Raw genomic sequence first — 10,045 nt, 5'->3', positions numbered from 1 at the left:
ACTGACGACTTTCTAGCCAACTGGAGTTAACACTTATACATGACGCAAAAATCAACCTGATCAGATAATTATAAACTGACTTAAGGGAACCATATCTTTTTAAAACCTCCCACACAAGAAACTTTCATTTTATTATACCGCTCAACAACACCTATAAATACTGGCCACCTCTAAGCTGCTGAGAGACTTGGCAGGATATTTTGGCAACCTCAATGATTTCTTCAAAATTAATGGGTGAATCTGTTCCCTGCTTGATGCTATCGACAAACGCTTGCGAACAATTCTTTTGCCCTTTATCTTGGCTTGAAAGTTTCATTTTACTAAAGCCTTTCCAACCAAAACCTGTTAGCTTTCTAAAATTGTCCAGTTGAAGCACAGCACCATTAGCAAAAACTTCTATTCGCTCTTTAGGGAAATCCTTTCCGCCATTGGCAAAGTAATGAATAGTCCCGATTGAACCATCTTCAAATGATAGCGTAATGCTTGCTTTATCTTCACGAACAGCAACACCTGGGGCATCACCTATACACATCGCATTGAATCCTGTGATTTTACAACCCGCTAAATGACGCATTAAGTCAATATAGTGGCAAGCCTCACCAATAATCCTTCCCCCGCCAACAGCCGCATCCTGAGTCCAATGATCCGCTGAAATCTCACCGGCATTCATTGTCATGATGAAGGTTTTGGGCCCATTAACCGATCCCATCAGCTGTTTCATTTTCAGAATGTGAGGTGCAAAGCGGCGATTGTAACCCACCATCACTTTTGGCTTTGTCTCACTCTCACGGTAAGCCTGTTCAATTAAGTCCACTTCCGACTCGATTAAGGCTAGCGGCTTTTCAACAAACACGTGTTTTTCTGATTTGATTGCATCAATTGTTTGTTGAGCATGCAAATTGTGCTGCGTTGCGATAACCACAGTATCAACGCTTTGGTCTGAAAGCACATCCGCATAATCCGTTGACGCTTTAGCAAAGCCCTGCTTTTTGCCATGATGAATGGCACTCATTCCGGCACTGGTGACCACGGTATTTAAAGACGCTCCCGCAGCTTTAAATGCTGGCATTAGAACACGAGAGGCGTAATTGCCCGCACCGACGAAAGCACAGATGGCCGATGTTGATCCAGTAGCAGGATTAGAGCCCAACTGAACTGAGCGAGATGTCAGTGCTACCACATCGTTATTTGGGTAATCCAACAAAATACCTAATGACGCTCTGTCATCTAGACATTGGTAAGCGTCTAAGGCATCTTGAATTGCGAAGCGGTGAGATATGAGAGGCTTAACGTCTAACGCACCTGCCGCCATCATATCGAGTACAGCTTCAAAGTTACGCTGTTCTGTCCAGCGTACAAAACCTATCGGATAGTCATTACCTTTATCCTCATATTCGGTATCATAACGACCAGGACCATACGAACACGAAACTTGGAAAGTAAGTTCTTTAGCGAAAAAATCAGCACGAGAAATTTCTTGGCCAATGACACCCACAAGAACGATTCGTCCTCGTTGACGACACATGGTCGCGGCTTGGCTTAGAGGTTCACTACTTTTCGTTGATGCCGTAATAATAACGCCATCAACACCACGCCCACGAGAAAAGGCTTCTGCCACCTTAATGGGATCTTCATTTTTTGACAGGTCGACGGTTTCCGCGCCAAGTTGACGAGCTAACGCACATTTTGCAGAATCAAAGTCGATACCCAATACACGGCAACCATTAGCCCTTAGTAACTGAACCGTGATAAGCCCAATTAATCCAAGCCCTGTCACAACGACACATTCACCTAATGTAGGATTAATAAGTCGCACACCTTGAAGGCCAATTGCACCTAGTACTGTAAATGCAGCCGATTCATCATCAACGTTTTCTGGTACTTTTGCGCATAAGTTTTTGGCTACGCGAACGACTTCGGCATGATTGCCATTTGAAACAACCCGAGTACCGACTTCAAAACCTGTACCACCATTATCAAGCACGGTACCAACATTACAGTAACCAAGAGGAAGGGGTTGATCCAACTTTGAACGAACCGCTTCAACTGTTGGTATTAGGCCATCGGTTTTAATCTTACCGAGCACCATTTTTAATTTATCGGGTTGCTGCCTAGCTTTATCAATAAAGTTTGCTTTACCAAAGTCAATCAGCATACGCTCTGTACCAGCAGAAACGAGTGTTTTACTAGTAGCAATGAGTAAATGCCCCGATTTACTTTGAGGACAGGGAACATCAACAACATTAGTGTCGCCGTTGGCTATGTTTTGAAGCACTTGTTTCATACTCAACCTATCAATTTTTAAATAATGAATTCTTTTCTTCTAAGTTAGGGTAATTGATAAGCACTGCTCGGTATTTTCCTTTGAATACAAATAAACTACCCGCTGCGACACCGATCGGCGAATACTGATCAATCACATGTTTTAAATCCTGGTGAGAACCTGCTCCACCTAGAAAAGTAAGGGGGACACTAACTTGACTTCGAAGTTTTTCTACGAGTTGAGTATCGTAGCCAGTCATAGTACCATCAGCATCAATGTTGTTGATGATAATTTCGCCTACACCTTGATGTTCAAACTCTTTAATGACAGAGAATAAATTTACAGCGGTACTTTTCTTACCATTATGGGTATAAACTTTGTAGCCACCAAAGAGCTTCTTTTTGACATCTAAAACAGCAACAACACTCTGACTTCCAACTTGAGAAGCGATGTCTTTAATCAATTCAGGCCGCTCTATCACAGACGAGCTCAACGCTACTTTTTCAACACCCAATGATAGAATTTTTAGCGCCTGTTCGACGGTTTTCACCCCCCCGCCATAACAGAGCGGCATACGGCACTCACTCGCCCAATACTCTATCGACTGATAGTCAGGCTCTTTGTCTTTTACCGTTGCATCAATATCAACGATCATGAGCTCGTCGGCTTCTTTCTCGTTAAAGATACGCACAGCATTTAACGGATCACCCACATACTTATCATCTGAAAACTTTGTCGTTTTAATTAGGCCTTTATCACGTACAAGTAACACTGGAATGATGCGAGATCTAAGCATTTGTGGCCTCGTAAAAGTTTTTTAGTAACGTGATGCCATTATGATGACTTTTCTCTGGATGACATTGCATCCCATAAATATTTTCTTTCTGAACAATACAGGCGATCTCACTTGAGTAATTTGCACTTGCTATAGAATAGAGGAAGTCTGCCTTGAAATGATAAGAGTGAAGAAAATAGAACGCTGGTTGAGGCTCAATATTCTCAAATAAAGGGCTATTTCCAACAAGCTCTAACGAGTTCCATCCCATGTGAGGAAGCGGAAATTTAGTGCCTGTTTGGCTAAACTTTACCACTTGAGTATCTAACCAACCCAAGCCGTTAGAACTCCCCTCTTCACTTGATTGCGCCATGATCTGCATGCCCACACAGATACCAAGCACGGGTAGCTTTTGGTTGAGTACAAGGTCATCAAGTGTCTCGCGCAAACCCGACTCATTCAGTTTTTGCATCGCATAGTCAAAAGACCCAACTCCAGGCAAAATAATATGGGTCGCTTGCTTTAGTGATTCGACATCAGAAGCAAGTAAGTAGGGGATACCTAAACGTTTATATATATTTGCAAACGCTCGAATATTGCCTAGCCCATAATCGACAATAGCGATCATCGTTTACCACCCTTTTCGACACCTAAATATCGGAGTACTTTGGCACCAATGTCATAGACCCCCTGTTGAGACTTATAGTCTTGATAGGTTTTATTAGGCGCATCAAAGTAAGACTGAAGCTCTTCGGTCGTAATACCAAGCTTATTCGATACAAACTCAAACTCTTGTTTGATCTGCTCTTCAGTCATGGCCGGTTTTTCAAGCTCTTTAAGCGCCTCTTCACGCGTCATTTGCCCAGTTAAAATAAGGCTAGAAAACTGTACTTTTCGGGTGTCATAGCCAAATTTCTGAGGCAACCAATAGCCCTCGTAAAAACGAGTAAACCGAGATTCAAAGTGCTTTTGAGGGTAGCGCTGATAACCAAACTTATCTTCAAGAAGCTTAGTCGCTTGTTCCTTATCATATTTCATAAAGTCTAAAGGCCTAGTTACCTTTATTCCTTTAAAATAAGGAAGATAGAATTTATGCCATAGTATGTTAGTGACAGGAAATCGTTTTAGGGGTTTGCTACCAAACTGGTTATGAATGTCTTTTAACTGTCTTGAGTCAGACTGATAGTACATCCATTCTAAAGGATTTCGAATACACTCTGTTGAGTAATTACCGCCGGTCAAAATGTTTTTTACGCCATGTTTGTCGGCAAATTTGTACATAGTTGCAAAAAACGCGTGATCTTGTGGAGTATCAATATGAGAAACACCGGACTTAAAGAAAGAGAGCTGTAGATCTTTCATCTCTTCCCAATCAATCACTTCCGTATATAAGTCTAGATCTAAGCCGTCTACCAAGCGCTCAATGTTAGTGACCGCTTCCTGAGAGTTCCACCCCGCATCCACATGGAAAACAAGCGGCCGTAGACCCAGTTTCTCTTTTGCTAGATAAAGAAGGTAAGAGCTATCAATGCCACCACTCATTCCGATAATGCAATCAAAATCTTGCCCTTGGCCCTCTTTTTTAATTCTTTCTGCCAATTGTTCAAGCTGTGAATCATCTAACCCCTCTGGATTCCACTTTGGCAAAATATCATTCAAATACGTATTACAATGATCGCAAACTCCGTTCTCATCGAAAACGATTTTCGAATCGGTGGTATCCATAACGCATTGAGTACAAATTTTATGTGTGATATTACTCATTAACTCCTCTCAGCTCTCATCAACGCAAGATAAGTTGGTGTGTTCTATTGCGTCTACAAACCCCTGAACCATGTTTTCAATGGTACAAAATCGTGAATAATAGTTATAGGCATTTTCACCCATCTTACGAGCTAAATGATCATCGTTGGCAAACTTAATAATTTCCTTCTCTAGAGCCATTCTATCATCACAGAAGGAACCATTAATACCGTGCTTTATGTTTGATTTTTCCCCACCGCTAATCGCGTCTCGGTGAGTGATAAAAGGAACGCCAAAGCCTAAACTCTGCAATACTGAAAGACCTGCTTGCCCATAAGAGATAGAAACAAGCGCTTCGTTATAATATTGAACAAGCTCTAATGGGTTTTCGAGTCTTCCAACAAAATCAACACGATCCGCGATTGCAAGGCGGTCAACCAAAGAGCGAAGCACTTCGTTTTCCTTCCCATCGCCAACAAAAGTTAAAGTAATGTTCTCAGGTATATGTTCTAAGGTATTTTTATATGCTTCGATTAGATCAATATTATTCTTACGCGCGTCTAAACTACCAACAAATAGCAAGCGAAATTTATTATCGTGCTCATAGGATTTTGATTTGTTCTCAACATCAAAAGTATTATTAGCGACATAAAGATTGTCAGGTTTCAGCCCGCGTAACACAAAGTCTCGGCGTGCTTCTGCAGTGTAATAAACATTTGCATACACCATTTTTGATAAAGCCATTCTCACCTGGTTTGCGATATTGCTCTTGGTTATCCACGCCCCCCAGAGAATGATTTTCTTGTTTCTGAACAAAACCTTATTAAGAAGCAAAGTCAATACAGTGAATACCCACCTAACATCAAATAACAAAATGACAAAGTCATACTCTTTGCTAAAGCACTCTTTTATCAGCTTTCTCTGTAAGAAGAAGGGGCCAAGCTTACGAGTTGAGACAATTAACTCCGAGAAATCATCATTCTCATTGACACTAATTTCACCAGAGTGCAATACAGTTACATCGTAGTGTTTTGCAAGCTCATTAAAAAACGGCTTTCTATAATGCAGGATATAGTTATACCCTATTAGTACTTTTTTCTTCATTTTTAAGCTTATTAATAAACGTCAAAGGTGATTTAATATCTTGGGCCAATTGTTCCAGTTTAGACTCTTCGATGTCCCACCACAGTGAAGCCAACAAACCTTCAATAACCTCTTTATCAAACCGGTATCTTATAAATCTGGCTGGGTTGCCAGCAACAATAGTGTAAGGCTCCACGTCTTTGATAACAACACTGCCCATGCCAATCACAGAACCGGTCCCGATAGTTACCCCCTGTTTGATTAGCACATTTTGACCAATCCAAACATCATGACCGATAGTGGTTTGTTTGACTTCCTCACGGGCATGTGTTGAAAACTTTTTGGCGACGCTATCGCGCCCTTGGTAAAACACTGGCGATGTGGAGACCCAATCTATAGGATGCATGCCGCCACCGATAATTACACCGTTGGCGATAGAACAAAATGATCCGATAGATGTTTGAGTAATTTCACAGTTGTAACCGCAGAAAGAGTGTTTGCCCATACTGCTGTTCACGACATTGGAACCAGATTCGATTTTCGAAGAGGGATGTATATCAGAAGACTTAATTGCTGACAGTCTTGATTTCTTAATTATTTTGGCTAGGTAATAAATTAGGTTAGTCATTCCAATACCGCTACTTAATAATGATTAATTTCTCTTCAAATTGAAACAACACTACTCGGTTATGATTTGAGCAAAAACTATTTACTCAACTCATAATTCGAGTGATTAATTTTCCTTAACTGCTTTTTACTAAAAGAAAATTTCAATGCTAAAACCGAAATAAGAGCAAATGGTAAAAATGGTATGTATGCCGAATAAAAATTGTTCGTCAGCATCGTTGAAGCAGCTATAGGTACCATCATGAATGAAAACTGTAGAAACAGTTCATTATCAACGAACACTCTCTTTTTCTTACGACAATATAGGAAAAATGGAAATGCAATCATCGATAACACGATCGAAGTGCCCAAAACTCCATAACGCCTCAACAGTAAAAAGTATTCACCATCCACCAATGTAGAGTGTAATTGCTTAGCTGGTCCCCACCCTACAACAGGAGATTGACTGAATAATAGTAACGCATCGTGCCATAGTTCAAAACGCTGCAAAAGAGAAGAGTTTTCTCCATTCCAGGCCGAAACCAGCCCTTGAGAAATATGAGAAACATAAGGTAATAAAAAGGAAGCACCGATGAACATTAACAAAAACAAAAACAGCTTTCTAAAGATAGAAATGCGTTTAGAAATAAAAAAGCCGAGTAGCAATGAAGAAGCGACACCTACAACGATGGTCCTACTCGATGTGAAGAGCAAACAAGCCGCTAGTAAAAAAAGCAACAGAAAATGGATCTTTCTCTTATTTAAAGAATACATAAGAAAATTAAACACCAAGAAGAAGGAACACAATACCGCACCATCATTAGGTCCAGGGCTGGTTAGAGTCACTCGTTTAAAATAAGGATCGATGGCAAATTCTAAATGAATTCCCTTAGCATACATGCGAGAAATTAACACACCGATCCCAAGCAGGTCGAAATATTGCATAAATCCTATAAAAACAAACACAAAGGAACCATAATAAAATATTTTATAGGTATTCTCGTAAAGGAAGCGGCGAGATACGGGATAAACGCATAATAGAAACAGCAAAGGCTGAGATAAATAAATTAACTCACTGAAATCGCTAAAACTAACGGGAACCCCCAGAAGAGCATAACCAGAAACCGTTGAGATAACAGCAAGAAACAACCAAGCCATAAGGACCAATACGTATGAGTTGGTCGATATTTTCATTCGATAAAGTAAAATCAGCGGGCCAATTCCTAGAATTAGGATATTATCTAGCCCAAGACTAATCCCATCGATGTCGAGTTTCGGCAGGAAGAATACAGAAACCAAAGTGACCGTGAAAAAATATTTCGCTAGGTCAATTTTGAATCTACTCTTTTCAACAAGATCATTCATAAAAATCTATAATCATTCAAACCAACAACAGAGATTCAAATGTTAATATTAAACGAGTAACGGACAGACTGTTCAATGTATTTATTCTTTAGTCCAAATTGGGGCTAAAAAAACGCTAGTGAACATCATTCAAACTGAGTTTATCTAGAGCCCTGAATGAACATTACTTTATTGACCACTTGGCTTACTTTCTCCAAACCCTTGTGGAAAATGTAATTTCAGTCCCATCAACAATGTAATCACAATAAACTTATTGTTTCTGCCGTAGTGACTGTACTTCACATCGGTATTGTACATTTTCTCAACCACTGCTCTTAGCTCATCATCCTCAATCAACGAGATATACTGATTGTAAATTCGGTCAATGTTTGCCATGATTCTAGGGTTATTCCTTAACCACACATCAACTGGGTTCATATCATTGATATTAAAGCCTAACCTGCGCATAGCCCCATTCTTATAGCGCTTAACAATCTGCGCCAAACGCACGAACTTAATCGCTTTTGGCTTTACCCCTGCTGACTCCCATTCATACTCACTCACTCTGGTACAACACTTGTTAAACCAATGCAGGTAGATCTCTTCATTTTTCTTAAAGCGCCAAGGAAGAGATAAACAGAGTTGAATCAGCTGCTTATCATAAAATGGAGACTGTATATCTGCGATGTGAGAGATTGTTCTGTCACCATTCAATGTACAGTTAGGCACGCGTTGCTCGTAGGCGAATTGTTCTGGATTATTTCGATAGCGGCTTCTAAAATCATCGATGAAAGAAATTCGGTCGAGTAAAGCGTGCTGATCCGTCGCCATATTTTTCTCGACTTTATAGTCTGCCTTAACGTATGAACCAAATAAGATATCGCCTATTTGACCACTATGCAGACTACCGAAATTTTGCGTGTTTATGGTTTGCAGAAAGTCATACCCTGCAGCCGAACCGATAAGGTTATTTAGACCGTCATTGGCACCAATATAATTTTCGAGATTCTTCTCAAGGTGCAAACCGTTATCGAGGCTATAGTAAACATGCTTATAACTCTCTTTAGTGGCAATCTCTTGCGCGATTTTCTCGTCACTACTACCTGATTGAGAAAAGGTAATCGTCGTCACATCGTCAAACCCAAGACTCTTGGCAACAAACAGATTCACACGGCTATCAAGCCCGCCACTAAGTTGAGAGCAGTGAGAATAATCATACTCTCTATCTTTACTCCAACAGTTGTTGACACTGGTTTTCAGGTGCAAATCGATTTTTGCGATTGCGTCATCAAGCGTGATTTCTTCATTAGCTTGATAGTTAAATTGGTCGTATTGAGATAGGGATAACGTTGAACCAATGCCAGTATGCAACAAACTGAATGGTTTTAATTTTTTGGTATTTTTCTCGTATGTCACGTCGTCAAGCATGTGACCATAAGTCAGCATGCAATAAACAGCGTCGTAATCCAACTGCTTTTTGATTCCAATTTTATCGAGCAAACTGGTGACCACTTTCAGTTCAGAGGCAAAAATAAAGTAATCTTTGGAATCATGGAAATAAATTGGCTTAGTTCCAAGTTGATCATTGAAGACGAAAATATCTTGGTCATTTTTAGAGTAGATAAATCCGCAAAATTGACCCTTCAGTTTTGCCGCGAACTTTTCTTTTGATTCTAAATAGGCTTCAACAATAAACTCACCAACTGAGGTGCTTATTTCATTATATATAAGCCCCTCGAACACCACGATGTACTCATCGTTTTCGTAAACAACCTTGTCATTGGCAAACTTATGCAGTGATGAACGACCATAATATAAGCCATCCGTTTTAAAATCATCCGTGATAACATTCTCAAAAGATGAAGAATAAAACAAGTCAGAAGCTTGTATATTTAAGCCATTGTTTTTAGTTAACACACCATAAATACCAGCCATGTTACTGAACAACCTCCAAGTTATGTTTCTTGAGCGCCTGCATTATCCAAACAAGTCTATAAATCAACATGAAAAAGCCAACCATAGAAAACAGAGCCAGTGTCAAGTATTCATCGTTAAACATACCGCCGATTAAAATAGCAATGACACGAAAAATGAAATTATATATTTCGAAAGTTAGCGCCTTTTTCTGCAAGTTAAGGATATTAGGTAAATGAGCAACAGTGCTATTAATAAAAACCATAATAATCCATGGAAAAAGTATTTGAGAGTACACGCCAGCGGTATACCAGTTC

Annotated in this window: 9 protein-coding genes; all 9 read right to left on the bottom strand. The window is 40.0% G+C overall.

Annotation, left to right across the window (positions count from 1 at the left end):
• Positions 1-151: 151 nt before the first annotated feature.
• Entirely contained in the window at positions 152-2,284 is a 2,133-nt protein-coding gene (locus BZJ17_RS16450) for a bi-domain-containing oxidoreductase (RefSeq protein WP_077641452.1), read from the bottom strand.
• Between the two features lie 10 nt (positions 2,285-2,294).
• Positions 2,295-3,059 carry an AglZ/HisF2 family acetamidino modification protein gene (locus BZJ17_RS16445; protein WP_077641451.1) on the bottom strand — a complete coding sequence of 255 codons (765 nt, stop codon included), beginning with the start codon at positions 3,057-3,059 and terminating at the stop codon, positions 2,295-2,297.
• The gene (gene hisH, locus BZJ17_RS16440) at positions 3,052-3,666 is read right to left on the bottom strand and encodes an imidazole glycerol phosphate synthase subunit HisH (protein WP_077641450.1); all 615 of its coding nucleotides are present in this window, start codon (positions 3,664-3,666) and stop codon (positions 3,052-3,054) included. Before hisH ends, BZJ17_RS16445 begins: the two co-directional genes overlap by 8 nt.
• Positions 3,663-4,802, bottom strand: a complete 1,140-nt coding sequence (locus BZJ17_RS16435; RefSeq protein WP_077641449.1) for an N-acetyl sugar amidotransferase — start codon at positions 4,800-4,802, stop codon at positions 3,663-3,665. Before BZJ17_RS16435 ends, hisH begins: the two co-directional genes overlap by 4 nt.
• Before the next feature lie 9 nt (positions 4,803-4,811).
• Positions 4,812-5,885 (bottom strand): glycosyltransferase family 4 protein, encoded by a 1,074-nt coding sequence (locus BZJ17_RS16430; protein WP_077641448.1) that lies wholly within the window; start codon positions 5,883-5,885, stop codon positions 4,812-4,814.
• Positions 5,857-6,492, bottom strand: a complete 636-nt coding sequence (locus tag BZJ17_RS16425; RefSeq protein WP_077641447.1) for a CatB-related O-acetyltransferase — start codon at positions 6,490-6,492, stop codon at positions 5,857-5,859. Before BZJ17_RS16425 ends, BZJ17_RS16430 begins: the two co-directional genes overlap by 29 nt.
• A 77-nt stretch (positions 6,493-6,569) precedes the next feature.
• Entirely contained in the window at positions 6,570-7,835 is a 1,266-nt protein-coding gene (locus BZJ17_RS16420) for an O-antigen ligase family protein (RefSeq protein WP_077641446.1), read from the bottom strand.
• A 168-nt stretch (positions 7,836-8,003) separates the two neighbouring features.
• On the bottom strand, positions 8,004-9,749 hold the full coding sequence (locus BZJ17_RS16415; protein ID WP_077641445.1) for an asparagine synthase-related protein: 1,746 nt from the start codon (positions 9,747-9,749) through the stop codon (positions 8,004-8,006).
• A gap of 1 nt (position 9,750) precedes the next feature.
• Positions 9,751-10,045 (bottom strand): hypothetical protein (locus BZJ17_RS17315; RefSeq protein WP_206744526.1); only part of this gene is annotated, 295 nt, incomplete at its 5' end.

The sequence above is a fragment of the Salinivibrio sp. IB574 genome (genome assembly GCF_001996205.1).
Lineage (GTDB): Bacteria > Pseudomonadota > Gammaproteobacteria > Enterobacterales > Vibrionaceae > Salinivibrio > Salinivibrio proteolyticus.
This window is presented reverse-complemented; position numbering and strand designations above follow the sequence as displayed.

Excerpts from the sequence above, each read along its gene's own strand:
- BZJ17_RS16450 (WP_077641452.1), bottom strand. The coding sequence starts at position 2,284 with ATGAAACAAGTGCTTCAAAACATAGCCAACGGCGACACTAATGTTGTT.
- BZJ17_RS16445 (WP_077641451.1), bottom strand. The coding sequence starts at position 3,059 with ATGCTTAGATCTCGCATCATTCCAGTGTTACTTGTACGTGATAAAGGC.
- hisH (WP_077641450.1), bottom strand. The coding sequence starts at position 3,666 with ATGATCGCTATTGTCGATTATGGGCTAGGCAATATTCGAGCGTTTGCA.
- BZJ17_RS16435 (WP_077641449.1), bottom strand. The coding sequence starts at position 4,802 with ATGAGTAATATCACACATAAAATTTGTACTCAATGCGTTATGGATACC.
- BZJ17_RS16430 (WP_077641448.1), bottom strand. The coding sequence starts at position 5,885 with ATGAAGAAAAAAGTACTAATAGGGTATAACTATATCCTGCATTATAGA.
- BZJ17_RS16425 (WP_077641447.1), bottom strand. The coding sequence starts at position 6,492 with ATGACTAACCTAATTTATTACCTAGCCAAAATAATTAAGAAATCAAGA.
- BZJ17_RS16420 (WP_077641446.1), bottom strand. The coding sequence starts at position 7,835 with ATGAATGATCTTGTTGAAAAGAGTAGATTCAAAATTGACCTAGCGAAA.
- BZJ17_RS16415 (WP_077641445.1), bottom strand. The coding sequence starts at position 9,749 with ATGGCTGGTATTTATGGTGTGTTAACTAAAAACAATGGCTTAAATATA.